Source organism: Calothrix sp. PCC 6303, assembly GCF_000317435.1.
In the GTDB taxonomy this organism is placed as follows: Bacteria; Cyanobacteriota; Cyanobacteriia; order Cyanobacteriales; family Nostocaceae; genus PCC-6303.
The window spans coordinates 6,645,913-6,672,199 of sequence record NC_019751.1 but is presented as its reverse complement, the minus strand read 5'-3'; the positions used below and the strand labels follow the sequence as shown (position 1 = coordinate 6,672,199).

18 protein-coding genes and 3 pseudogenes are annotated in these 26,287 nt (G+C 39.0%); 11 read left to right on the top strand and 10 right to left on the bottom strand.

The window, feature by feature from the left end; all coding sequences use genetic code 11:
• Positions 1-204: 204 nt before the first annotated feature.
• Positions 205-1,197, bottom strand: coding sequence for a DNA polymerase III subunit delta (gene holA, locus CAL6303_RS27115; protein ID WP_015201040.1), 993 nt, complete (start codon positions 1,195-1,197; stop codon positions 205-207).
• A 163-nt stretch (positions 1,198-1,360) separates the two neighbouring features.
• Between holA and lpxD the strand changes: the two genes are divergently transcribed.
• Positions 1,361-2,407 (top strand): UDP-3-O-(3-hydroxymyristoyl)glucosamine N-acyltransferase, encoded by a 1,047-nt coding sequence (gene lpxD / locus CAL6303_RS27110; protein WP_015201039.1) that lies wholly within the window; start codon positions 1,361-1,363, stop codon positions 2,405-2,407.
• A gap of 173 nt (positions 2,408-2,580) precedes the next feature.
• Here lpxD and CAL6303_RS31770 read toward each other — a convergent pair.
• Together CAL6303_RS31770 and CAL6303_RS27095 are read right to left on the bottom strand one after the other, a co-directional pair.
• A pseudogene (locus CAL6303_RS31770) lies at positions 2,581-4,577 on the bottom strand (tetratricopeptide repeat-containing serine protease family protein).
• Positions 4,578-4,863: 286 nt separating this feature from the next.
• Positions 4,864-5,334, bottom strand: coding sequence for a COP23 domain-containing protein (locus CAL6303_RS27095; protein ID WP_255348466.1), 471 nt, complete (start codon positions 5,332-5,334; stop codon positions 4,864-4,866).
• 258 nt (positions 5,335-5,592) lie between these two features.
• On the opposite strand from CAL6303_RS27095, the pseudogene CAL6303_RS27090 reads away from it, so the two are divergent.
• The 5 genes and pseudogenes from CAL6303_RS27090 (at position 5,593) to CAL6303_RS27070 (ending at position 12,814) form a co-directional block, all read left to right on the top strand.
• A pseudogene (locus tag CAL6303_RS27090) lies at positions 5,593-7,013 on the top strand (IS110 family transposase).
• Positions 7,014-7,280: 267 nt separating this feature from the next.
• Positions 7,281-8,693, top strand: coding sequence for a serine/threonine-protein kinase (locus tag CAL6303_RS27085; RefSeq protein ID WP_015201036.1), 1,413 nt, complete (start codon positions 7,281-7,283; stop codon positions 8,691-8,693).
• Between the two features lie 82 nt (positions 8,694-8,775).
• On the top strand, positions 8,776-10,596 hold the full coding sequence (locus CAL6303_RS27080; RefSeq protein ID WP_015201035.1) for an ABC transporter ATP-binding protein: 1,821 nt from the start codon (positions 8,776-8,778) through the stop codon (positions 10,594-10,596).
• 401 nt (positions 10,597-10,997) lie between these two features.
• Positions 10,998-11,438, top strand: coding sequence for a pentapeptide repeat-containing protein (locus CAL6303_RS27075; RefSeq protein WP_015201034.1), 441 nt, complete (start codon positions 10,998-11,000; stop codon positions 11,436-11,438).
• Between the two features lie 413 nt (positions 11,439-11,851).
• Positions 11,852-12,814 carry a LysR family transcriptional regulator gene (locus CAL6303_RS27070; RefSeq protein WP_015201032.1) on the top strand — a complete coding sequence of 321 codons (963 nt, stop codon included), beginning with the start codon at positions 11,852-11,854 and terminating at the stop codon, positions 12,812-12,814.
• A gap of 134 nt (positions 12,815-12,948) precedes the next feature.
• Here CAL6303_RS27070 and CAL6303_RS27065 read toward each other — a convergent pair whose 3' ends face one another.
• The 4 genes from CAL6303_RS27065 to CAL6303_RS27050 all read right to left on the bottom strand — a co-directional run bounded on the left by CAL6303_RS27065 (position 12,949) and on the right by CAL6303_RS27050 (position 17,505).
• On the bottom strand, positions 12,949-13,389 hold the full coding sequence (locus CAL6303_RS27065; protein ID WP_015201031.1) for a response regulator: 441 nt from the start codon (positions 13,387-13,389) through the stop codon (positions 12,949-12,951).
• Positions 13,390-13,542: 153 nt separating this feature from the next.
• A complete protein-coding gene (locus CAL6303_RS27060; RefSeq protein WP_015201030.1) occupies positions 13,543-15,810 on the bottom strand; it encodes an ATP-binding protein in 2,268 nt (755 codons plus the stop codon).
• Positions 15,811-16,128: 318 nt separating this feature from the next.
• Entirely contained in the window at positions 16,129-16,344 is a 216-nt protein-coding gene (locus tag CAL6303_RS27055) for a hypothetical protein (protein WP_144051084.1), read from the bottom strand.
• A 24-nt stretch (positions 16,345-16,368) separates the two neighbouring features.
• Positions 16,369-17,505: a cob(I)yrinic acid a,c-diamide adenosyltransferase gene (locus CAL6303_RS27050; RefSeq protein ID WP_015201028.1), complete on the bottom strand. Its 1,137-nt coding sequence runs from the start codon at positions 17,503-17,505 to the stop codon at positions 16,369-16,371.
• A gap of 150 nt (positions 17,506-17,655) precedes the next feature.
• On the opposite strand from CAL6303_RS27050, the gene fraC reads away from it, so the two are divergent.
• The 5 genes from fraC to CAL6303_RS27025 all read left to right on the top strand — a co-directional run bounded on the left by fraC (position 17,656) and on the right by CAL6303_RS27025 (position 21,559).
• The gene (gene fraC / locus CAL6303_RS27045; RefSeq protein WP_015201027.1) at positions 17,656-18,216 is read left to right on the top strand and encodes a filament integrity protein FraC; all 561 of its coding nucleotides are present in this window, start codon (positions 17,656-17,658) and stop codon (positions 18,214-18,216) included.
• A 41-nt stretch (positions 18,217-18,257) separates the two neighbouring features.
• Positions 18,258-19,337: a septal junction protein FraD gene (fraD, locus tag CAL6303_RS27040; protein ID WP_015201026.1), complete on the top strand. Its 1,080-nt coding sequence runs from the start codon at positions 18,258-18,260 to the stop codon at positions 19,335-19,337.
• 83 nt (positions 19,338-19,420) lie between these two features.
• Positions 19,421-20,200: an ABC transporter permease gene (locus CAL6303_RS27035; protein ID WP_015201025.1), complete on the top strand. Its 780-nt coding sequence runs from the start codon at positions 19,421-19,423 to the stop codon at positions 20,198-20,200.
• 51 nt (positions 20,201-20,251) lie between these two features.
• Positions 20,252-20,761 carry a GNAT family N-acetyltransferase gene (locus CAL6303_RS27030; RefSeq protein ID WP_015201024.1) on the top strand — a complete coding sequence of 170 codons (510 nt, stop codon included), beginning with the start codon at positions 20,252-20,254 and terminating at the stop codon, positions 20,759-20,761.
• Between the two features lie 39 nt (positions 20,762-20,800).
• A complete protein-coding gene (locus CAL6303_RS27025; RefSeq protein WP_015201023.1) occupies positions 20,801-21,559 on the top strand; it encodes a HEAT repeat domain-containing protein in 759 nt (252 codons plus the stop codon).
• A gap of 23 nt (positions 21,560-21,582) precedes the next feature.
• Here the strand turns inward: CAL6303_RS27025 and CAL6303_RS27020 are convergent, their stop codons facing one another.
• The 3 genes and pseudogenes from CAL6303_RS27020 to CAL6303_RS29570 form a co-directional block, all read right to left on the bottom strand.
• Complete coding sequence (locus CAL6303_RS27020) at positions 21,583-23,964, bottom strand: NACHT domain-containing protein (RefSeq protein WP_015201022.1); 2,382 nt, start codon at positions 23,962-23,964, stop codon at positions 21,583-21,585.
• Positions 23,965-24,635: 671 nt separating this feature from the next.
• Positions 24,636-25,850: an EAL domain-containing response regulator gene (locus CAL6303_RS27015; RefSeq protein ID WP_015201021.1), complete on the bottom strand. Its 1,215-nt coding sequence runs from the start codon at positions 25,848-25,850 to the stop codon at positions 24,636-24,638.
• Between the two features lie 101 nt (positions 25,851-25,951).
• Positions 25,952-26,275: pseudogene (locus CAL6303_RS29570) on the bottom strand (sensor histidine kinase); the annotation flags it as partial.
• Positions 26,276-26,287: the final 12 nt, after the last annotated feature.

Genomic DNA, 26,287 nt, shown 5'->3' with positions numbered 1-26,287 from the left:
TGTCAAAGTCGAAAGTTATAAGCTTGGATTAAGCTGACGGAAGCCAAATGACTTATGGAACCAAAAGTAGGAAGTTGAGAAGTATTTAGAGTTAAAGTCAAGCTTCATTAATACCTTGTTCCACTATACTTAAGCATATAAGAGTATTTTCATTTAAAGTCACACAAATTTGACACTTCTATCTATATTTTGTTGCTTCCGACTTTATTGTCTAGTTCTTTGGCATAATTGGCAAAGTTCGATAATTTTGGTTTGTAGTGTTGCTAGTTCTGCCCCACCTTGTTTGAGAGTGACTTCTAAATCAAGAAGAAGCGGTAAAGTTCCCACAAGTTGCTTAACAGAAAGAGTACTAACTTCCTGTTGCAGAAAGTAAATCCGTTTAGGATTACCTATTTCTGCCATTTTTGCAATTTCTTGTTGATTTTTTTCACCTCCTTCGATCATGATTTTGATCCATAACCAGGTGCGAAATTGACCAATTAAGGTAGCAACGATTCGTAAACCTGGTTCTGAAGCATTAATAAGGTCGGTGACTAAAATCAAAGCCTGATTAGTATCTCCTGTACGAATTGCCGCTGCAAGTTGCAGACTATTTTGAGTGGTGTTTCTAACTAATTGAGCTATGACGTTCTCATCTTGGGGTTTGTTGCTATCACCCGCATAGAGTCGAATTTTCTCCAATTCATTATACAGGAGCCTAGTATCGTTGCCTACAGCCGAGGCTAATAACTCAGTACTTTTGGCTGTGAGTTTGACCCCTGTAGTTTGTGCAGCTTGGTTCACAGCTTGAATTAGTAGCTCAGTTTTCCAAGGAGGAATCACCGGAAACTCTTGAAATTGAGCAAATTGTTTGAGTAGCTTGGTGGATTTGAGACGTTCATCAGGTTTGTTACGGCTAGTAATTAATAGTACTGATGTTTCCGGAATTACGGAGAGGGTTCGCTGTAATTCTGCCAAAAGATTTTCTGGACATTGTTGACAAATTGGAGAATTTACCAACCAAACTAAACGTCCCCCTGCACCGAATGGAGGTGTCATAGCTTCATTTAAGCCCTCAATTTCGGCATCGCTTTGTTCAGGGGTTATTGTTACATAATTAAAACTACTCCACATCGGATCAAGAATGCGATCGCGTAATGCTGAAACGGCTTTTTCTAAGGCAAAGTCATCTTCACCCCAATATACGTAGATAGGCATGGGAAGATAGAGAATATAGGGGAAGCGCAGATGTATGTAACAAAGACCTGATTGTCTATAGGTATGACTTGTTGTAACTTTAATGGGAAACTAATCTTTGTTTGAACACGTTACCTAATAATATAAAACTTTAACTTTTATTCAAGACTAGCAAAACTCAACGATGAAATTTAGCGAAATTGTAGAAAAACTTGGCGATGCAGCTACCACCACTAGCTGGAATGCTAATAATGACTGTAACCCAGAAATTTCCGGTTTAGCAGCAGTGGATCAGGCGACCAGCAATCATTTAAGTTATATTGAAGGGGCAAAATTTGCCAGCTTTGTCGCAAAAACCAATGCTGGTGCCTTAATTTTACCTGCCGATGAAGCTTTGCAAGCAAAAGCCACCCAGTTAAATATTGCTTGGCTGTCGGCACCAGAACCAAAGTTATTATTTGCCCAAGCCATCAGGTTATTCTATAAACCTTGGCAACCATTACCAGGAATTCACCCCACTGCTGTGATTCACCCCACTGCTAAAGTTGGTAATAACGTTTATATTGGTGCCCATGCAGTGATTGAAGAGAGGGTCGAAATTGGTGATGGTGCTTGCATTCATGCCAATGTTGTGATTTACCCTGATGTTCAAATCGGTGACAGTACAATTCTTCATGCTAATTGCAGTATCCACGAACGTACCCGCATCGGGAATAACTGCACAATTCATAGTGGTGCAGTCATTGGTGCTGAAGGCTTTGGCTTTGTTCCCACCCGTAGCGGTTGGGAAAAAATGGAACAATCTGGTTACACAGTTCTAGAAGATAATGTCGAAGTTGGTTGTAATAGTGCAATCGATCGTCCAGCAGTGGGAGAAACTCGCATTGGTAAAAGTACTATTATTGACAATATGGTACAAGTCGGACACGGTTGCCAAGTGGGCTTTGGATGTGCATTTGCAGGTCAGTCGGGAATTGCTGGGGGAGCGAAAATTGGTAATCGGGTAATTTTAGCGGGACAATCGGGAGTATCCAACCAAGTTAAAATTGGCGATGGCGCGATCGCATCTGCCAAAGCAGGTATACACACCAACGTTGCCGCCGGACAAACTGTTTCGGGAATGCCAGCCATGCCACATAAACAATACCTGAGAATTTCGGTAATTCTGAATCATCTTCCTGAGATGTACCAAGTTTTCAAGAAACTGCAAGGAAAATTTGGCAAGGATTAACTCTATTTCTTCGCATCAGCAATTAGACGCTTACCCCAAAGAAAACGGGTTTTACCACCACTAAATGCGACTATTTCCAGCGCCCAACCAATAAAAACCCATTTTCACCATCACTCAGCACGACTGTTATTTGCCTCCTAGAGGGGATCTAAACACCGGGTAAAGCAACACAACTAACGCAGATTTTGTATCTGCTCAATTAATTTCATCACCCGCTCATACTTGGCATTGTCACCCTGCTGCTTTAACAATTCCCCAGCCTTCTGAAAATCCTGGATTGCCCCTTGCTGATCTCCCAATTCACTGCGGACAACACCCCGGTTGTTGTAGGCTTGGGCTAAGTTGGGATTAATTTTGATAGCTTGGGTGTAATCAGTTATTGCCCCTTGTTTATCTCCCAATTTACTGCGGACAACACCCCGGTTGTTGTAGGCTTCGGCATCGTTGGGATTAATTTTGATGGCTTGGTTGAAATCAGCTAATGCCCCTTGCTTGTCTCCCAATTCACTGCGGGCTATACCCCGGTTGCTGTAGGCTTCGGCATCGTTGGGATTAATTTTGATGGCTTGGGTGTAATCAGTTATTGCCCCTTGTTTATCTCCCAATTCATAGCGGGCAAAACCCCGGTTGTTGTAGGCTTCGGCATAGTTGGGATTAATTTTGATAGCTTGGTTGAAATCAATGATTGCCCGCTGCTTATCTCCCAAGTCGCTGCGGGTAGAACCCCGATTGTAGTAGGCTACGTCTAAGTTGGGATTAATTTTGATGGCTTGGTTGTAATCAGCTATTGCCCCTTGTTTATCTCCCAATTCACTGCGGACAACACCCCGGTTGAGATAGGCATCGGCATCGTTGGGATTAATTTTGATAGGACTTACGCATTGACAGAAAAATCAAAATAGGGGGTATGGTTTTCAGCGCTAAAGCTTGTTTTTCTGTTCCCCATCAAGCGATAGAAACCAAGAAAGGGTAATTTATAAAAGCCTGAAACAACGTATTAACGTTAATACACAACATAGCCCTTTTGTACAGTGCGTAAGTCCTATTTGATAGCTTGGTTGTAATCAGCTATTGCCCCTTGTTTATCTCCCAATTCACTGCGGACAACACCCCGGTTGTTGTAGGGTTCGGTTAAATTGGGATTAATTTTGATAGCTTGGGTGTAATCAGCTATTGCCCCTTGTTTATCTCCCAATTTACTGCGGACAACACCCCGGTTGTGGTAGGCTACGTCTAAGTTTGGATTAATTTTGATAGCTTGGGTGTAATCAGCCATTGCCCCTTGTTTATCTCCCAATTTACTGCGGACTATACCCCGTCCGTAGTAGGCATCGGCATAGTTGGGATCGAGTTTAATTGCTTCGCTGTAATCAGCAATTGCCCCTCGATAATCTTTATTACTGGATTTCTCATTCCCTTTAATCAAGAAATCATCTGCGTTTGGCGCAACAGCCACAACATCGGGTGGTTTCACACCTACATCCACACCCACTGCTACCAACTGTCGCAATGCCGAATAAATAGTTATTCCCAAAGCACCACTAATTACTTTTTCCTCTGGGTTCTCCTCCGATGGTTCGGTAATTGCTATCCCGTGAATGGCAATTAATTCCCCTTGTTCGTTAAATACTCCACCACCGCTCATCCCCCTAGAGGTACGATTGTCGTAGCCAATATCATAACCATCATCTTGGGTTCCTTTGGCATCGACTTTACCATCTTTGATTTTAAAATCAACATTTGGTGCTGCTGCTGTTTTCCCAGGGAATCCAGCGACGTAAACTATGTTTTGTTTCTCGACTTTATCCGAGTTGCCAATTTTGGCAACTGTATATTTTTGATTACTGCTAAATTCAACTACCGCTAAATCTAATTTGTTTAACTGCTTGATATTTTTAATTTGATAACTTTGTTTATCTGGTGTAATTATATTTTTCTTACCTCTATCAACTACGTGATAAGAAGTAATAACGGTGTAAGTATTGCCAACTTGTTTGATAATTACACCCGAACCAGAATTATATGAATTTTGAGCATCAACAATTTGTACTGTTATTTGCTGGGCGATTTGCTCAACTTCCTGTTGGGTTATAGCGACAGCTATGTATGGCTGAATGAGTACGATTGATGTACCGATTAATGCTGCACTCAGGATTGTAAAATTTCTCATAGCTGCATGTTTAAATTTGCGATTTAAAAGTAATTGATTTAGGACTATCTCTTTATTCCCTCTGTACAAGCAGAACTAAGGTGTACATACAAGTCCCCGAATCACTACCAGCCCTCGAATTACCCCACCCTAACCCTCCCCGCTAGCGAGGAGGGAACAAGATTAAGATTTAATTTATTACTCCCCCTCCCCGCCAGCGGGGTAGGGGGCAGGGGGTGGGGTTCTTTTATTTGGGGCATTCAGTGCAACAAAAATAGTTGTGCTGGGTTTTTCTCAAACTCCAGAGTTATGGTTCTGGAATTAAACCACCCAAATATGCCTCAAACTTAATGGCAACCCGCGAACTATCACTAGTCTGACTTTGAACTTCTCCAGATGCTAAACCTCTTTTATCAAGTAAACTTCGGATAACTTCCTTGGGGCTACTTCCTGGCTTTAGAGTAAACAATAGAGTCTCTTTAGTACAATCATCATTCAGATTCACTGCTCCACAAATTACACGCTGTCTGTTAACTACACCGTCAATAATGAGGATGAGAGTGCCATTATCGAGATTTTTCTGAAAATTGCGAGATACTGCAAAACAACGCTGTTTGCTGCTTAATCCCGCAACCTGGGATGTCCAGCGCACTATTGCTCTTTTTCCGTTATCTGAACGGGTGAAGAATGTTGTGGGAATCCCACCCTGAACCGCACAATAAAAATCTGCGTTGGCTGCGCGACTGGGTTGGGTACTGTTGACGAAAACGGTTGGTATGCTCAGGAGTGCTACTGTAGAGCGGTTAACGGGGGGCTTCGCATCCCCCGTTATGGGTTAAAGAAACTTAAAAATAGAAATACAAATTTTAGGTATGCTGTTAGAAGCATTCAGACAGCCAAAACCGGAGCGTCAATGGTGCATTAATAGTCCGTTGTAGAGCGTGGTTCTGGGAGTAGAGATTATGAGATTGGTGAAGTAAATTATTTTGCTATCCCGCTTAGAAGAATTATAATTTTTAATCATTCCCAGGTCAGGATGCTTCTAATTGCTGGAGTTTTGGAGATGAAAAAGCAAGGAAAGAACAAACAAGTATCAGTTGGCGAAAAAGCTCAAGTGTTTTCACAAAAAGGGTTTGAACTGATCAATCCAAATGCAGCAGGTATAGACATAGGAGCAAGCGAACATTGGGTAAGTGTACCAATAGGCAGAGATAGTGAGTCGGTACGACGGTTTGGCTGTTTTACATCAGACTTACAGGCAATGGTTACTTGGTTGAAGCAATGCGGAATCAAAACAGTAGCAATGGAATCAACAAGCGTTTACTGGATTCCGATGTTTCAAATATTGGAGACAAGTGGATTTGAAGTACGTTTAGTAAATGCTCATTTCGTCAAGACAGTGCCGGGGCGCAAAAGTGATGTCCTAGATTGTCAGTGGCTACAACAATTACACACCTATGGGCTGTTATCAGGTTCATTTAGACCAGAAGACCAAATTTGTGTTTTACGTAGCTACATCCGTCAACGAGATAATCTGATTCGTAGTAGTAGTACTCATATATTGCGAATGCAAAAAGCTCTTCAAGAGATGAATCTACACCTCAATCAAGTACTAAGCGATATTACAGGTATTACAGGCTTAAAAATAATACGTGCAATAGTTGGGGGGGAACGTGACCCAAAAGTATTGGCATCGATGAAAGATTGTCGGGTTAAAAGCAGTATCACAGAGATTGAGAAAGCCTTGACAGGAGATTACCGAACTGAACATATTTTTGTTCTCAAACAAGAATTACACCTGTATGAAATTTATATTGCTCAAATTCAACTGTGCGATATCGAAATTGAGCAGTATCTAGGCAGCTTTGAGGACAAAAATGGAGATAAACCCCCTTACCCCCTGAAAAAACTAAAAAAACTAAGGGTAACTCACCTCAATTTGATTTACGCTCTCATCTTTACCGTATTAGTGGTGTTGATTTTACTGCTATCGATGGCTTCGGTGTTTTAACTGTTCAAACCCTACTATCTGAAGTTGGGCTTGATCCTGGGCGTTTCCCAACTGTTAAACATTTTACATCTTGGTTGGGTTTATGCCCTGGTAGTCGTATTAGTGGTGGCAAAGTCCTCAGTTCAAAAACCCGCAAAGTTGTTAATCGTGCTGCTACTGCCCTACGGGTTGCTGCTCAATCCCTTGCTTCCTCTAAATCTGCTGCTGGTGCTTTCTATCGTCGTAAAAAAGCTCAACTTGGTGCCCCCAAAGCAATTACTGCCACTGCTCACAAACTTGCCCGCATTTTTTACCACATGTGGAAACATGGAGACACTTATGTTGACACTGGTGCTAATTCTTATGAGCATAAATACAAACAACGGGCTATTAGTAACCTCAAGAAAAAAGCCAAAGACCTTGGATTTGATTTGGTTGAACAGCCCCAAATCGTGGAAGTTTCTTAGAAGACTTGAGCAAAAACCCTGACATTTTTTTTATCATAGTGTTAAGTGATTCACGATAAGTTATGTATTTGAATAACGAAGTCTTGACGAATCTCAACCAACCTCAAAAAACTACAAGTGATATTTGTAGATTTCCGTATTTATAGTTAGATATATCAGGAAAACCATAGATTTTCAATAAGAATAACGCTAAATTAATATTTAAAGAAGCAATTGAAAGCTTTGTACTTATTGGCACATTAACTATAGCGAATTTAAAATAAAGAAATGCTGAATCAAATACTAAAAGAGCGTTATCAAATAATCCATTCAATAATGCAAGGTGGCTTTGGTGTAACTTTTTTAGCAGAAGATACCCAGTGTCCCGGAAATCCTAGATGTGTTGTCAAAAAGCTACAACCCCGCTTCGATGATGAAGCACAGTTAAAAGCTGCCAAACGTCTATTTAAACAAGAAGCAGAAACATTACAAAATTTGGGTAAACACGATCAAATACCCCAATTACTCGCCTATTTTGAAGACAATCAAGACTTTTATTTAGTTCAAGAATATATTGAAGGTCACGATCTCAGCCAAGAAATTCCTCCATCTGCAACTAAACTTAGTGAACCTGAAGTAATTAAATTATTGACAGAAATCGTCGAAATTTTAGCGTTTGTCCATGAAAATAATGTGATTCATCGTGATATCAAACCCTCTAATATTCGCAGAAGAAAATTAGATAACAAGATTGTCTTAATAGATTTTGGGGCTGTTAAAAGAATTACCAATTTACAAGTAACTCAGCAAGGAGAAACAACATTTACAGTTGCCATAGGAACCCCTGGTTATATGCCAGCAGAACAAGCAGCAGGAACACCAAAGTTATCTAGCGATATTTATGCAGTGGGAGTGATTTGTATTCAAGCTTTGACAGGAATTTATTTCAACAATAAAGGGGAAATGCCGAGGGGAGAAGATGGAGAAATTAGCTGGCGCGATCATATCAAAGTTAGTTCTGATTTTGCCGACATTCTTGATAAAATGGTACGTTATGACCATCGTCATCGCTACGTAAATGCTACAGAATTGATGAGTGCGATTGAGTTATTAAAAGAAGGTGAAAAATCGCCATCTCATGGAAAAATTCAGAAAAAGATATTAATTGGCTTAACTGGATTAGTTGCAGCTTTTGGATTAGCTGGATTTTGGTACAAATCCAATACACAAGTTGCATCAGTGACGACAAATTATCAAATTCAGTTAGCTGCATCTCCCTATAAAGAAATGGGAATTAGCTTTAAATATCCTGAAGGTTGGAAAAGACAAGACTCAAATAGTGCCTTTGGTAATTGGGTGTCATTCGTTTCTAAAAAAGAAAGTCCCAATGATGATTTCCAAGAAAATATAACTATTAGCTTAGAAGACTCTAACGGTACTTTAAAGGACTCTAAAAATGAAATTATCAAAGGTATCGGTATCCAAAATCTAATTGAAGACTCGACAACAGGTTTAGGAAATAAAGAAGCTTACCAAATTGTCTATACAACTAAAAATGCTAATAAGACCCTGAAACATCTCAAAATTTTGACTTTGAACAAGAGCAAGGCTTATATTATTACCTACACTGCTAAAATTGAGGACTACGATCGCTTTTTAAAAATCGTGGAAGCTGCAATTGATTCCTTTGAATTTCAGTAGCGTTTACTATTTTGACTTCTAATCTTGACAAAATTTTAGGAAGGATCTGTCTTTTGGCGACAATTTCCCCTATGATTTTTATATGGGAATACGTAAGAAATTTTACGGTCTACGTCAATCACTCGCGGTCTTTCGCTACAGCCGTCGAGCTATTAATCTTGTATGGACTACCAGCCGAACTTTAACGGTTATGCTGGCAGTCTTCACCTTAGTTGCGGGGCTTTTACCTGCTGGGATTGCTTACATTGGCAAATTGATTGTTGATGCGGTACTTTTATCTGCTCAACAAGTAGCAGATGTCAATACTCCTAATCCCTTAATATATGTGGGTTTAGAAGCAAGTGCGATCGCATTACTCACTGCCAGTCAGCGGGGACTAAGTATTTGTCAATCTTTATTACGAGTCTTACTTGGTCAAAGAGTCAATGAGATGATTCTCGAAAAGGCTCTCACCCTAGAACTCACCCAGTTTGAAGACTCGGAATTCTACGACAAAATGAGTAACGCCCGCCGCGAAGCCTCATCTCGTCCGCTATCACTAGTAACTCGCACCTTTAGCCTAGTTCAAAGTGCCATTTCTCTAGTTACCTACGGCATACTCCTAACCAAGCTTTCCCTTTGGGCTGTGGTGGTTCTCATTTTCGCCGCCATGCCCGCCTTTTTCGCCGAAACCAAATTTGCGAATAAAGCCTTCCGTCTATTTAGTTGGCGCGCCCCAGAAACCCGCCAACAGCACTATTTAGAGATTCTCCTAGCGCGGGAAGATTTCGCCAAAGAGGTAAAACTTTACCAACTGGGGAAAATGCTCTTAGGACGCTATCGCAATGTTTTTCAGCAACTGTATCACGAAGACCGGGACTTAACTTGGCGACGGGGAGTATGGGGGTACCTATTAGGATTACTTAGCACCGCTACTTTTTACATTGCCTATGCTTGGATTGTCATCCAAACCATTGCTGGTAAAATATCTCTCGGCGATATGACCATGTATCTTACCGTTTTTCGCCAAGGACAAACTACATTTTCCTCTGCCCTTTCATCAATTGGTGGCATGTACGAGGATAATCTTTACCTTTCCAACCTCTACGAATTTCTCGAAGTGGCAATTCCCCAAGCCCAAGGAAATGCAACCCAAGGAACTAAAATTGGCGATGGCATCCGCTTTGAAAATGTGTCCTTTAGCTACCCTAATAGCTTCCAACCGTCTCTTCAACATGTCTCCTTCCATCTCAAACCAGGCGAAAAAATCGCCATAGTTGGTGAAAATGGTTCTGGGAAAACTACCCTCATCAAACTCTTAACTCGACTCTATACACCCACATCCGGCAGAATCCTCCTAGATGGTTTAGATTTACAAGCTTGGAATGTGGAAGCATTGCGAAAACGTATCGGTGTCATTTTCCAAGATTTTGTTCGTTACCAATTCACAGTGGGGGAGAATATTGGTGTTGGTGATGTGGAAAGGATGGAAGACTGGGAACTGAGAGAAATAGCAGCAGATAAAGGTATGGCATTACCTTTTATCGAAAAATTTCCCGAAGGTTTCAGCACTCAATTAGGAAAATGGTTTAAAGCTGGACAAGAACTATCAGGAGGACAATGGCAGAAAATTGCCCTTGCCCGTGCCTTTATGCGAACCAGTGCAGATATCCTGGTTTTAGATGAACCAACTTCTGCTATGGATCCTCAAGCTGAATTTGAAATCTTTAACCATTTCCGCAGCTTGACTAAAAACCAAATGGTTTTCCTGATTTCCCATCGCTTTTCAACGGTAAGGATGGCAGACAAAATTATGGTAATTGAATCGGGGAAAGTCCTAGAAATCGGTACCCACGAAGAATTGCTGCAAATGGGTGGAAGATATGCCACTTTGTTTGCCCTTCAAGCCGCAGGTTATCGTTAATTTGATTGGGACACTGGGAAAAATAAAACATATATAGGGTAGCGTCTGCTGTTCGCACAGCGCAGCGTTAGCTGTAAAAGTCTTCTAGTGGAGGCAGGGAAGGGGGAACTCTTAACAGGGAACAGTTTTACCTTGATTTTTTCTGTTTTTTTGTGCTCCAATAAATCTGAATGCAAGTTTTTTAAACCTCAAACCCTTATGAACGGTGCGTTACGCTGTCGCTTTTCTTTAATGCCATCAGGCTATACACACCCAGCCCTTTTAACGTCACGCACTATCTCTAAAACGAACAAGTAGAAGTTCTCATCTAGAAAATAATCTCAGTTTTTCGGGAATTGATTCCAACCAAGCTGTAGTCAAAACTAACAGATAATAAACTAAACAGTGTGGGGATAAATAAAATGAAATCATTATTTCTGACAGCTTTAACTATAGCCAGTACAATCACTCTATCCCTTCCGATTTCAGCACAAGCTGATATGAAAAGTGATGTTCAACATTTACTCGAAACCAGAGAATGTTACGCTTGTAATTTACGAGGTGCAAACCTCAAAGGCGCTCATTTAATTGGTGCTGACTTACGGAATGCCAATTTAAAAGGTGCAAACTTGGCAGGTGCAAATCTAGAAGGTGCTGATTTAACTGGTGCTGATTTAGAAGAGGCAAACCTGAGCTATGCTTTTGTTAATAGCACTAGCCTAAACTATGCAAATCTCACCAATGCAAATTTAAGCAATGCTCATCTTTACAGCGCTGAATTAGATGGTGCTGTAATGGTTGGTGCAGATTTAGCTGGTGCTGATATTTTTAACACAAATGTTGGTATTGGTGGTGGTTATTGATTGCAGTAGATTTATGCAGAGTCCTCGCTGCTGTAATCAGCACCACAAATTATATATTAATTAGAAAACCCAGTCTTTGATGAAGCTGGGTTTTTTAATTTATTCATTATCTACAGAACTAGTGGTCTGTCAAGATAAAAATGACGGTTGTAGAGAGGTAGCAATGCTACGTCTCTACGTCTTTTTCGGAGATGTCTATTGAAGAAGTCGAGGATCTGAGCCTCTCGATTTAATCACAATTCATATTTAATTATGCAAGTCAACACTTGAGATACATATTAAATTCTCATCAGACTTATAAATTTTTATAAAGTTTTGTCATTTGTACATGTTTACAATCTTAAGATTCTCTTTATGTTTTGTTTCATTTTTTGACAGTTTCCATACGTATGTATCATTAAGGAGTGTTTACCTTGAACCAACCAACTTTACATCAACTAAAGGTTTTCGATGCAGTTGTCAGGTATGGTAGCTTCAATCGTGCGGCAAAAGAATTATTTATGTCTCAACCCAACGTCTCTTTGCAAATTAAAGAGTTGACGCAGACGGTGGGTTTGCCATTGTTTGAAAAAGTTGGCAGACAGCAGTATCTGACTGATGTCGGGAGAGAATTATTAGGTACATGTCAGGAGATGTTTGATACGTTGTCCCAGTTTGAAACTAAGGTGGCAGATTTTAAGGGGTTAAAGCAGGGACAGTTGCGTTTAGCAGTAATTGCAACGGGAGTATATTTAATTCCTCAAACTTTAGAGCAGTTCTGTCAAATTTATCCGGGGGTTGAGGTTTCTTTGCAAATTGCTAACGATACAGATATCGTTGAGCGAATTCTCAGAAATTTAGATGATTTGTATATTACTACCCAAGTTCCAGAGAATGTGAATGTGACAAGTAAGACATTTATAGAGGATTCGTTGGTTGTGGTTGCACCAATAAATCACCCTTTAGTGGGACAAAAAAACATTCCTATTCAGCGTTTAGCATCTGAGTCTTTAATTATGCGGGAACCCGGTTCAGGAACACGCAGAACTATCCAACAGCACCTAAATGAGCATGGTGTCAAAGTTAGATTTAAAGTGGAGATGGGGAGTAATGAGGCAATTAAGCAGGCGACTGTTAGTGGTTTAGGTATTTCCATTCTCTCCCGCTATACCTTGAATGCAGATAACCGCGATCTCGCAATTTTAGATGTTGAGAGTTTTCCAATTCAACGTAATTGGTATGTGGTTTTTCCAACTGCGAAGAGACTATCTATAGTTGCTTGTGCTTACTCCAAATATTTATTGGAGACAGCAGATAACTTGATTAAGCCCATGATTCAGGTTCAAGATGGTGAGGAAAATCAAAGTAATCCTTCTAGTATTTCATTAGTTGCTTAATTGTCCTGGTGAATAGGAATCATGGGGAAAATTTGAATAGAATAAAAGCTAAGTAAATTTACTTAGTAAAACTTCTCCAGATATATTTATTTTTCTGAAAATCGTCGCATTTTATAATTTGTGCTGACGGTTGATTAGGGAATTGTGTTTACTTCTAACCAGAATTCTACAAATGCTTGGACAATCTTTTTTAATTCGTCGGCATTCATGGGTTTAATTAAGTAACCGTTTGCACCTTTTTGATAACAGAGTTCGATGTCTTTGGGGTTTGAGGAGGTAGTGAAGATAACAACGGGAATTTCTTTAAATTTGTTGTCTTGTTTGATTTGAGAGAGGATATCTCGACCATCTATTCCTGGTAAATTGAGATCAAGCAAGATTACCGATGGTTTAGAGGAGATATCTGAGTTGTTGTCATTACCAATCCGCTCAAGGAATTCTAAAGCTTCATCGCCACTACTACAGCGATAAATCGGATTTTGCACATCGAGACGCTGCATCAATCGTTGTAGTATCTTAAAGTCTTCATTACTATCCTCCACAATTAGCAAGGGTTCTTTGAACTGTGTTCTCATCTGTAATATTTTATTAATTTTTATTTGTCTTTCCTTAACTTATAAAAAAATATTAAGTTATATGAATAAATTTAGAATTATTTAAGGATATGTTGTCTTTGATTTATCAAAGCTTCGTAAAGTTCGTAATCATCTTATAGGATACTAAAAATGTCAAGGTGCAAGTGTGAAGTAGAAAGTTGAGCCTTGACCAAAGGTTGATTCTACCCAAATGCGCCCTCCATGTCTTTCTACGATTCGTTTGGCAATCGCTAAACCCGCTCCAGCCCCACCACCATATTTTTCTTGGGAGTGTAGCCGCTTAAACAGGCGGAAAATGGTTTCGAGATGATGGGGTTTAATGCCGATACCATTATCTCGCACATAGAAAACCGGGGTTGTGGAGGAATTTAATTTACCAGGTTCTAAATAACCAATCTCGATTATCTTGTGAGTGCGATGCTCTGAAAGAGCCGCTACGCGATCGCTATACTTAAAAGCGTTAGTAATTAGGTTGGTAAAGATTTCATTTACTAAAGTTGAGTCGCAATTTATACTTGGTAACGGTCGAGGAATCAAGATTTCAAATTGTGAATCTTGGCGGCTAGCACGAAAAACATCAATTACCGATTTGAGTGATAGATTTAGGTTGGTGAGGTGGAGATGTAAGTCTGATTGTCCTAATTGTGACAATCTCAACAAGCCATTAATCAGTGTTTCCATCCGTACAGATAAAGATGTTATTGTTTTGATGTAATCAATTCCCTCTTCATCGAGCAGATTTCCGTAGTCTTCTAATAAAATATTAGAGTAATTATATATACCTCTCAATGGTTCCTTGAGATCATGGGAGGAAGCATAAGCAAATGCAGCAAGTTCGCGGTTACTGCGTTCTAATTCGGTGTTGATTTTAGCTAATTCATCAATTTTGGAAATCACAATTCCAATAATGGCATTTCGCAGCGCCAAAGCACTATGGAGTTCGCAAGTTTTCCAAGGTAGGGAAGTAAAACGGACTGTTTCCTGCCAACTTTCAAAGGATTTACGAGGTGAGAGGGTGACGGTACCATCGGTTTTAAATTGAATTGAATCAGCGGGATTGCCAGCCCAATTTACTGTTTGCAAGACTTCTGGGCGAAACCAAAGGATATAATAGCGGCGAACTTGAGAAATTTGCAACAACAACAAGCCGCTAGCAGTATCTTTGAAGCTAGATGCTTTGGGGTATATTTTAGGTAGAGAATTGCTGTGGAATAGGTTATCCCTAATTTGGGTTTCTAGCCATTGGATAAGGCTGGTGACATCTGTTAAATCAGGGGTTTTGCCAACTAGAGTTATGTCCTCACCCAAAATTACAGCCGCACCCTCGGCACTAACTAAATCTAACAAACGGGGAGCAGGGTGAACAAGAGCATCAACGAAATTATCAGCTTTCGAGATAGAATCAATGAATTCTGATTGTAGCGATCGCAGTTTCACTTGATAGTCTAATTCTTCGTTGCTAACTTTTGCTGCTAGTTCTAAAGAAACAATTTGGACAAAAAACTCACATGCTATCCGCGCATCATAGGGTAAGTATTTAGGTGTTTGGTGGTGGCAAGAGATTAATCCCCAGAGTTTACCTTCTTTGAGCAAGGAAATCACCATGATTGCGGCTACATCCATATTTTGATGGTATTCAACACAACACCGACTAAAACCGCGTAAGCTAGCAAAACTCAAATTTAAGGGTGTTTGGGTGATGGGGTTTTCCCTGGGAATGAGTTCCACAAGTTCAGCGTTTAAATTAGGGATATAACGCAATAAACAGCGGCTGTAAAAATCTCTCGCAGGTTGGGGAATATCGGTGGCAGGGTAATGTAATCCTAAGTATGTTGCTAAATCACTACGTTTGACTTCCGCAATTACTGAGCCAGATAAGTCTTCATAAAAGCGGTAAGCCATTACCCTATCGAAGCCTGTAATATTTTTAACTGCTGTAACTGCTATATTTAAGAGTTCATTCAGATTCGCTTGTGTTTGGATTTGTGACACTGCATCCCGCACTAAGCTGTGGAAATCAGAGAAACTGATGCTGTTTTTGGAACTGCTGGGTTCTAATTCCAGGATAATTAGCTGCTGCTGGGAATATGGAATATCCCTGTTAGGAGTAGTTGTCACCATCGCATCAAACCATTTATCGGCTTCAATCACGAGTTTTAGATGATTAGTGACACCTGCTATGGGTGATAAGCATTCTTTAACCGCTGATGCTTGTGATGTTCCTAAAAGCACACTTAGAGGTTTTCCCAGTAATTCTAGCGGCGATTTTCCCAAATACTTTTGTGAATTGTTGCTAATTTGGAGAATATTCAGTTCTGGCTGAGTTAATATCAGCAAGATACCGTGGGGTTGAATTGAAGCAGGAAATTGATACTGGTGGGGAACTTCGGAGAGATTCATTAAAATCAGTTAACAGTTATTACAGTTTCAGTTGGGGAGTTACCCATAGTCTAACTGGGAATGAATTCCTAATCTCATAGCAAAAGTCATCTGAAGATGACTTAGGAACGCAAATTTAATAATACGAATTAGAAAAAACAATACGACACATTATGGGGCGAATGGTTGTTCAACCTCATTGGTAGAAGCGCAAGCCTACTCCAAAGCAAAGAAGCAAGCTACGCAATCACACCACTGAATAATGCGGTTTGTCCTAAAAAAAATGTATTTTTTAGAACATCTAGTATGTTGTATTTACTATCTAATGCGTAAGTCCTATTATGGGGATTTGCCTGTTCCCTGTTCTCCCTTTCCCTTTTCCCTTTTAGTAATCTTAATATCTCCCGATTGAAATTTGGTGCTAAAGATAGTTGTAAACATCATTAACATGCCTCCAAGGAGAATAGCGATCGCAATCACTCCAGTAATGACATCTAGCGTGCTGGTATTAATATCCATTTGATTTGGTATTTGTAAAATTTGAGGTGTTCTCAATTATCTCAACTAAAATCTGATCAATTAGAAATCGACTCCGCGCTTCAGTTCTACCCCTTGGTTGGCGTAATGTTTATGACAATATACCTCTGAGTGAACGGTGGCTAAATCGAAGTAAGCAGGTTGATTTTGGCAACGTCCAGTGATGATAACTTCAGTATCACGGGGTTTACGAAGTAAAGCTTGCACAATTGGTTCTACGGGTAAAAGCTCCAAATCTACCGTTGGGTTAAGCTCATCTAAGATAATAGTCTTATACAGCCCAGATGCGATCGCAGTCTTCGCAATCTCCCATCCACGTTCAGCTTCTACATAATCCAACTCTTGACGAGAATTGCGCCAAACAATCGCATCACGCCCACAACGTTGATGATCTACCACTTCCGGATAGGATTGGTGTAGGGCATCTATAGCTGCATCTTCCGTATAACCACTACCACCTTTGAGCCATTGCATAATTAATACCCTCGTGGAACCGGGGTGATTAATCCCCCTACCAATTGCTTTCAAGGCTTTACCCAATGCACTGGTAGATTTTCCTTTGCCGGCACCAGTATAAATTTCAACTCCTTCCAAACCCTTATTTTCAGCATTTTCCTGAAGCTGAGGTTTCATTTCCGAGTGTAAATCGGCAATATCTAGGAGTTTTTGAGGTGTACCCCTGCCTGTGGCAATAATCTCTAAATCATGGGGTTTGGACTTCAAAGACTTAACCACATCATCAATATCCAACAAACCCAAATTCAGCACCGGGTTAATTTCATCTAGAACCACCACCGAATATAGTCCTGATGCAAAAGCACCCTTAGCCACATCCCAACCTCGTGCAGCTTCTTCCCGATCAAAAGTGATGACTTCATCTGCACCAAAATACTCAGCGCGTCCAGTGCGAACCTGATCGATCAGATGGGGAAAGCCTCGCTGGAGAGCTGCGATCGCACCATCCTCATCATAATCCCGTTCGGGACCCTTCAAAAACCGCAGGAGCAAAACACGGTTAGCATGATTTGGCGTTTTGATACCTAAACCAATCGAACGTAAAACCACACCCAAGGCAGCTTGAGATTTTCCTTTCCCTACACCATCATAGACATGAATTTGCCCTGTAACTCTTTCTTGGCGCACTTGCGCGGTACGAATACCGATGCCGTTCCTTGTCATGATTCCCCAAAGCTTTAACACACGCAGCAGTCTTACATCTTACAAGAAAGAAGGGCACTCAAAAATGGAATAATTTTCCAAAATTTTATTACCCAAGTGCCAGTTATATGCTATATACTTTCTCCAGTCATAATCAAAACCATCAATCACATGCTGGATTTTTCCGATTTGTCATTTATAGATCTTGCCCCTGTTTTTCCTCTGGGCGCAATTTTATTTAATTTTCTATTCTTCTTAATCACTATTCCCATCGAAGCATATATCTTTAATAATCAGTTGAAATTCGATAAAAAAACTAGCGTTTTCTACGCAATATGTATTAACCTTTTTTCTGGGGTAATTGGTTGGATTATTTTTTTCATAGCTGAACCATTTTTACCAATTGATTTAAAGTCAGATCTGATTACGTATGTATTTTTTAATCAGTATAATGGTAAAGTGCTATCAACACTCTTGATTGGTGCTTTTATTGTCTTTTTTTCCACGTTTCTAATTAAATTTGGTCTTTTTAAACTATCACTAATTTCCCTGCGTGAACCTGGTCAAAGTAAACCAGCCGAACCAGAATTAAAAAGCAGATGGTCTTCTAGACGCTTGAGAAAATTTAAGCTTCAGGATACATCACTAGTTCAAACTATATTAATTGCCAACTCTTTGAGTTATAGTGCCATAGTCTTGGTTATGTTGATTAGTACCAACAAAAATTACTAAAACATCTAAAATCTGTATTATCATCCTTGGAGTTAAAAAATATGGCATTAGTTAAGGATTTTTTTGGGGTATTTAAAATTGTCGAAGATGTGTATGAACAGGTCAAGAAAATATTAGTCCCAAAACAAGCTTATTCTTGGCAAACATTAATTTATCTAAGTTTGTTTTCTTGGCTTATGTCATCCTTGGCTCTTGGAACTGCTAGAGATTTAATTGCATTTTGTGGTTGGGTATTTTTGATTGCAGGGACTTCTTGGTACACAACAGATAAACCAATCTTAGTTCCGGGAACTAACCTACCTGTTGGAGCATTAATTACAGGATTTTTGGTCAGTGCGTTTGCTGTCAGAAGCGAAAATGTATTTACACCCAGAACACTTGTTTTGTGGCCCACTATCTCTGCAATTATAACAGCAATTCCAGAATTCTTTGAAGGTAGCGGAATTGACTATAAAAGACAGTTACCAAAACTAGAAATTCGCCAGCGAATTATTATTTTACTCGCTGTATGTATGGTTATAAGTTGTTGGTTGCAACTATATTTTACGATAGATAAATGGGCTAGACAATATCCAAGTATTCTTGCAGATGACTTTAGTAAAAGTACATTAATTGTGCCAACAGAACCAAAACTTACCGTACCTGCAAGTGGAGCAATAATTCTCAATCGGATACAGCCAATTGTTGAGGGACAATTACGTGGAAGATCATGGAATAAACAATCCAATAATGATGTTGATGTCGAAAGGTGGTTAATAGAGGCAAATCAAAGAGTAGCTTCTATTGGTCAAGATATTATGAATAGATATGCAGCAGAGTACGAAAGAAAAAACCTGGTTAACTATGAAGAACGTGTATTTTGGAGTACAGAAGCTCGCGTAGTCAATACAAAATCTACAAACTCTGGTTACAGATTAGATTTATTAAGTGTTTGGAAAGGTCCAAGTTCTAATACTAAAAAGTATTTTCTGAGAAAATCTTGCCAAATAGATCCAATTTCTAAACCAGCCGATAATAGTACAGTCAATACTAGAAATCCAGGGGAAAGGGTGATAGTAGCAGAAATACAGTGCGAAGCTGTACCTAAGTTTTTTGCAGGTTCACCACCAGTGAAACAATAAACCAGGAAAATGCGACGAGACAGTAGCCACAATAGAAGTTACAAAGGTAACGTGATGGTTTGAATTCACTTTCTTGAATGACTATGAACTTTGGTAGAATATTTGTACTAACGAAAAATGTATTCCAGGAGATGGTACGCGATCGCATTCTCTATATTATTGGCTTTTATGCCCTGATATTAGTTGGTGCGAAATTTATTCTTCCAGAATTAGCAGCATCTTCAGAAGATAAAATGCTGTTAGACTTTGGTTTAGCAGCGATGAGCGTTCTAGGTACAATGATCGCTATTTTTGTCGGTACCGGACTGATCAACAAAGAAATAGAAAAGCGGACAATTCTAGTATTAATAGCCAAACCTGTCAGTCGCAGTGAATTTATTGCTGGTAAATTCTTTGGTTTATCAGCAGTTTTAGCTTTATTAACGGTTACAATGACAGGACTTTATCTAATATGTCTGCAAGTTGCCCAAGTTAACTATTCTCTTCCCAGCATTCTGATTGCGGTAGTATTTCTATTGTTGCAACTATGCCTAATTACAGCGGTAGCCATTACCTTTGGAGTATTTACTAGTTCCTTGCTAGCAAGTGCTCTCACATTTGGTGTTTACCTGATGGGCAATGCAACCCAAGATTTACTTAAGCTCAGTGGTATAAATGGTAATTCCAGCATCAAATATTTAACCCAAGCACTGTACCTAATATTACCAGATTTATCACGGTTAGATTTAAAAAACTCTGCTGTTTACGGCTTACAAGCATTACCAAATCAAACTACACTACTCACAAACGCGGGTTATGGCTTATTCTACAGTTGCATGATGTTAGCGATCGCTATCCTGATTTTTTCCCGACGCGAATTTTAAGCTTAGGAACTATAGCGAATCTTACTCATTTTCCCTGCTAAAATACCGCCAATGTCCACCTCTTTACCTTCCATTTATAAAACTCGTTGTGGTTCTACCAAAGACAAAGCACTACTTGTAAAGTTCATGCAGCAAACTTATCAAGAAATATCACCACAACAAGATTTTTCCCACCTCACACGGACAGTTGAACAATATCTTTCCACTGAAACACCTATTTGGTGGGTGGATATCCCTGTAGTAAACAACGAGATAGCACAAAAGCAAAACGTCCCCAAATCTTCCCCTATTGGTTGTTTATGGATGGGCAACGCCATCGACCAAATTACCAATCTTCGCTATGCTCATATCTTCCTACTTTATGTTATTCCTGAATATCGCCAGCAAGGCATAGGTAAACAACTAATGCAAGAAGCCGAAATTTGGGCAGAAAAACGCGGAGATGGGCAAATTGGATTACAAGTTTTTCAAACAAATATCCCAGCACTTAGTCTTTACGAGCAATTAGGATATCAAACTCAATCACTGACAATGGTAAAATACCTGAATCATAAAAACTGAAAATAAAAAGACTTTGATGAGCAATGGTAGTTTTGAATTATGTATGATGAAGATGAACTTAGTTTACTCGAAGTTGAAACAGAATTAGAAAGCCCTCTTGATCTAATGGAACCTTTGACTAATGAGTCAGAATTCCCCAAACCAGATCCAGATGAAATGCTTGCTCTGTTAACTGATTCTCAACCGCAGCAGCGGATGCTAGCAGCCCGTGCTTTCTGCGATATTGAAGATGCACGAGCAATTCCCCACTTAATTAACTTACTGACCGATATATGCCCCCTAGTGCGGGTAAGTGCAGCATATGGAATCGGACGCAATCCTAGCCCTGAAGCTGTTGAACCACTGATTCTCCAGTTGAACCGTGATTGGAACGGCTACGTCCGTAAAGGTGTAGTTTGGGCATTAGGCAACTGCCGCGATCGCCGTAGTCTCGCACCCCTTACCGATGCACTAAAAACAGATATCCCCGCCGTTCGTCTGTGGGCAGCCAGTGCCCTAGTGCAAATGGTAAATATCAGCTATGAAGCAGTAGTGGGAACCATGCCACCGTTAATTTCAGCCTTAGTTCAAGATCCTGTAGCAGCAGTACGTAGCAACTGTGCATGGGCAATCGGACAGCTTTGCCGTGAATTACCATCAAATGTGATTTATGCTACTGCCATCGATGCTTTAATTCAAGCCTTCGCCGAAGACGTTGATCTAGGTGTACGGGAAGATTCAAAATCAGCACTCTTAGGAGTTGGTGACACTCGCGGACTGCAAATGATTGAAACCCTTGAACAGGAAGGATGGTTTTAAATATCGAATTCCCACAGCAAATATCACAATTGCTCACCCGTTTGAGCAAAACATCCTCCATCAAAGACAAATAAACTTTCTTCTAACGAGCGACGTAAATCTTTAGATACATTAGTCGCACTTCTCAGACATTCAAGAAGTAACTTATTTCCTTCCCAATATTGTTGTAATAATTTTGAATCAGTTTGGCTAAACTGCCAATTGTTGCCAATTTTACATTCTTCTATAATGGTACTCCTTAGCTTTGTTGTCCAAGTTACTCCATTTTCTTCCCACCAAGCTTTTAAAACATTTTTTGCTTGATTTACAGGAGGTAGTTGATCTTTTAAATCTCCAATTCTTTGTCTCAAACTTGGTTTATTAGCAAGTAAAAGCAAATCATCTATTTTTAATGATAGATAAACTGCTGATATGCGTTGTGAAAAAATATTTGAATTGATATTCGCACTTACAGATATAGCATGAGTTAGTGCCATATCTAAACTCAAGTTAATATCTAGCTCTCCGGCAATTTCTTTATCTAAAGACAATGCTAAGTTCTGATCCCGTGCTAATTGATGTTGTGTAGGAAGAGCAAGATTGAAGTAAAATGAACGTATTGCCGATGGATGATGAGATGTCTTAACAAAAGAAGACTTTTGTTCTACCCAAACTAAAAAATTATAGATTTTTTGATTGTATAACACCAATTTGTCAATTTCAGCTTTAATTATTTGCAGAAAAATATCAGCAGATGGTAACATGCTAGCAACCAGTAAAAACACTTCTTGCCAACGCTTTTCAAAAAGGTGTTTAGTCAACTCTTTAAGTGATTCCAAACTAGCATTAGCAACAATTTCTTTAGCTGTAAAATACTCGTAAAATGTCAAATTAGAAAACGAATAAACCCCATGTGCGCGCTCTACTAGTAAACCATGCTGAGATTCAATCGCTTTGAGTATTGCACCACTCTCTAACAACAACGCATCAACATCTTTTTGGAATTGAGGTAGCTGGCTTATATAATCAGAAATAATTTGTTGAAGTTTGATTCCAGAAAAGAAGTAATCACCTTCAGTAAATGAGCTTGCGGCAATCTTACTTAATAGCTTGATTTTGTGTAACAAAGAAAGTTCGCGGTAAATAGTATCTCGTTTAATACCTCTAGCTTCATCCCAACGTGCCAAAAGTAATTCTAAACCCTGCCGATATAGCTCAGAACGAATAACCGGAAAATCACCGAGAGTATGAAACACCAAGCAAGTAATATTTAACAATAGTGGCGTTGAGGCTAATTCCCTAATCTTTTGATTTTCAGGCAGCTGTAGCTTTTGCATAAATTGTTGAGCTAAAGCCTTTCCTTCTAAAAAGGAAGTTTTACCAACTGTAATAAACCATTTATAAGTAAATGCTGCAATTTGATCAATGTTGAAATCTGCAATCTCCACTTCTGTAAAGCTTCTAAATTGATAGTGTTGAGCAGCAGATCTACAACTAATAATTACATGATTCAGATAAAATCTATCGGTAAAATGGCAAATTTTACTGATAATTAAATCAATAAAATCTTCTGAAGCCTCATCCAATGCATCAAGAATTAGTAAACATCTACCGTTTAATAGTATATGTAAGATTTTCTTCTGTTCTAAATCAGTCAAAATATATAGACTATTAATATAAGTTAGCAAGTCTATTTGATTATCTTTTTTTACCTCTTCAACAAAGCTCTTTAAACTCACGAAAATTGGTAATAAATCTGGTTTGATTTGACCTCTATTACAACTAATTGCGACTGATTGTAAGAATGTTGTTTTCCCCGCTCCTGGCTTGCCTAAAACCATAATTTTGGGATATTTAGAAATTGCCTCTAATCCCGCTAATCCTTCTGATTTAGGTTTAAACTGCTTGAAATTTTGAGTCTCGTTATTGGATTTTAAACTCTCTAAACTATTTATTTCTAGCCAGGATCGACTACTAACTCCTTCTTGAATATTCACATCAACATAAAGATCTTCCAAGCTTAGTGGATGAGCTATATCTAAAAGACGCAAAGTTGCACAGTGATTTTGAATCTGTCCGAATAAGGTTGAGCGTAATTCCGTTACTAAAGAATCTATATTGTCAGTCGTCAGAGTTTTCTGTACATCTGATCCAAAGAACATTTCACCAGATGAAGATGTTGATATACTGTCTTTTGTGGCTTCAGGTTTTTCAATAATGTCATCAGCACTAATTCCTAAAGTTAAGCAAATTTCATGAAAAACTTGGCGATCTACAGCTTTCCCAGTAAAGAATTTCCAAATTGGTTGACGAGTTTCTAAACCAACTTCTGTAGCTAGATACTCCTGTGTCCATCCTTTGCGCTTAAATGCCTGTTTTGCTTTTCTGATACCTTCACTCGAAGCTTGTAATGATCGCTTTGCCATATTTCCTTGATATTAGATTTTTAATTAGGTGATGAGATGCTTTTGGTTTGTCAATCCAATAGTTTAGAAGAGTAATTACGGCAAAATCCCGTAATTATTATGCTTATGCTAAAAATAGGGTAAATCAAGTATACTAAGTGACAATGAGTAAATATGAGCGCATTCCGGGAAATCAAAAAAGCTGAAAATCGGGGAAAGAGTATTCGCTTCAAACTAACGATTCATTGAACTAAGCTTAGGGTAGAGATAAAGCAGGGTTTGGTAGATACCCTGAAAGAGAAGTTCATTATCTAATAACTTAGGAATAAATTCTCCCATCCATCTACTTGTATTATGAGTATAATATCTTTTGCATAATCAGCTTTTCAACCTATTAAATTAAATTTTGCAGAATAATCTGCAAATAAATTGTTTAACTGGTTTTCGAGGTTTAATTTGTCCGCTGCTAAAAGTGAAAAGTTTTGTTGTTGGGTCTAAATCTCCGTCATAAGATTTAATTAATTATCTAGCTTGGTTGTGATTGTGGGGGGTGGGGGTATTAAGTAGTAGTGCAAAATTAATCATACATTCCGAAAGGATCAAATCTTTGGCATTGTTTTGTTCCACCCTATAGTTCCAAGCTACGCAATGACAACATATATATAATTTTGCGTAGCCATTTACTATTTCCTTTAAGCATCGATATTTCCATATCCTTTGAAAATAACCTGTTCTAGTTCTACGGGTGATAATGCTTGATTGAATAATGACCCCTGAACAGCGTCACAGTTATTTTTAGCGGCAAACACTAGTTCGGAAGTACTATCTACGCCTTGAGCGATAATTTGCAGTTTCAAGTTTTGACCCATTTGAATTAACGCAGTTGTAATTGCTGATTTTTGTGAATCGTTAGCAATATTATGAATGAAATAAGGATCAATCTTAAGTATGTGAACTGGCAACTGCTTTAAATATATGAGTGAAGAGTTACCAGTCCCAAAATCATCGACAGCAATTTTAATTCCCAAGGAACGTAATTCATTAATAGTAAAAATTGCACTATTAATATCTTGCATGATGATATTTTCTGTGATTTCTAATTGCAAATCACTTGCACTTAAATTATATTCATTTAAAACTTGGCTAACTATTTGTACAAAATCGGGTTGATTGAAGAAACCTGCGGAAATATTCACACTTACTGGCACATTTATATAACCAGATTGTTGCCAAATTTGTTGTTGTTCGCAAACTGCCTCAATTGAACGTTTACCGAGAGAAGCAACTAAATTAGTTAGTTCGGCAAGGGGAATTAGTTCTGGTGGTGAAACTAATCCTAAATCTTGACTTTGCCAGTAGAGAAAACTTTCTAAGGCAATAATTTGATGAGACTGAATATCAACTATTGGTTTGTAGCGAATTGGAAAGACATCAGACTCTGGAGATGATAAAGCATTACTTAAGCTGATTTCGATGTATTGAATCTCTGGGGATAGAACTTTCGTATCAGCTTTAGCTGAGAGATATTTTTTTAGCAGTGATTGTTTGCTTAGACGACCCATGATAGCACTAAGTAATTCAGCGCGAGTGAAGGGTTTAGTAATATAGTCATCTGCACCTAAATCCATACCTTGCCGGAAGTCAGATTTTGCAGATTTTGCAGTTAGAAAGATAAAGGGAATTGTAGCTGTGCTTGGTTCTTCACGTAAATTTGTCAATACACCATAGCCATCTACTTCCGGCATCATCATATCGCACAAAATCAAATCGGGAGTTTCTGCCATGGCTTTTTGAATACCAATATGTCCGTTAGGTGCAGCGATAGTTTCAAAACCTTCTGCTTCTAGAAGTTCCACTAGATTTTCGCGGACTGCTAATTCGTCTTCTATAACTAAAATTTTATTCATGATTTCCTAGAAAAATGTTAGTGATTGTAAAATGGATTGAGAGTAGCTCAGTTACTTAATCATTAGAATTAATAGCTATGAGTTCAATAATATATACTGATCTAAACTGAGTTAATTTCTAGTGGTAAAGTCACGATGAAAGTTGTTCCTGTTCCTAGTTGGCTTTTGATGGTAATAGTACCTTGATGAATATCTACGCAATTTTTAACTATTGCTAGTCCTAAGCCTGTTCCTTGAATATTGCCCACGTTAGTAGCTCGGTGAAATGATTCAAAAAGACGAGGTAAATCATCTGAAGGAATACCGATTCCTTGATCTTGAATCTCGAAGGTTGCCTGTTTTTCATCCGATGCTAGTCTGAAAGTAACCGTGCTATCGGGGGGGGAATATTTAACGGCATTGGAGAGTAAATTAATAAATATATGTCAATACCTCTG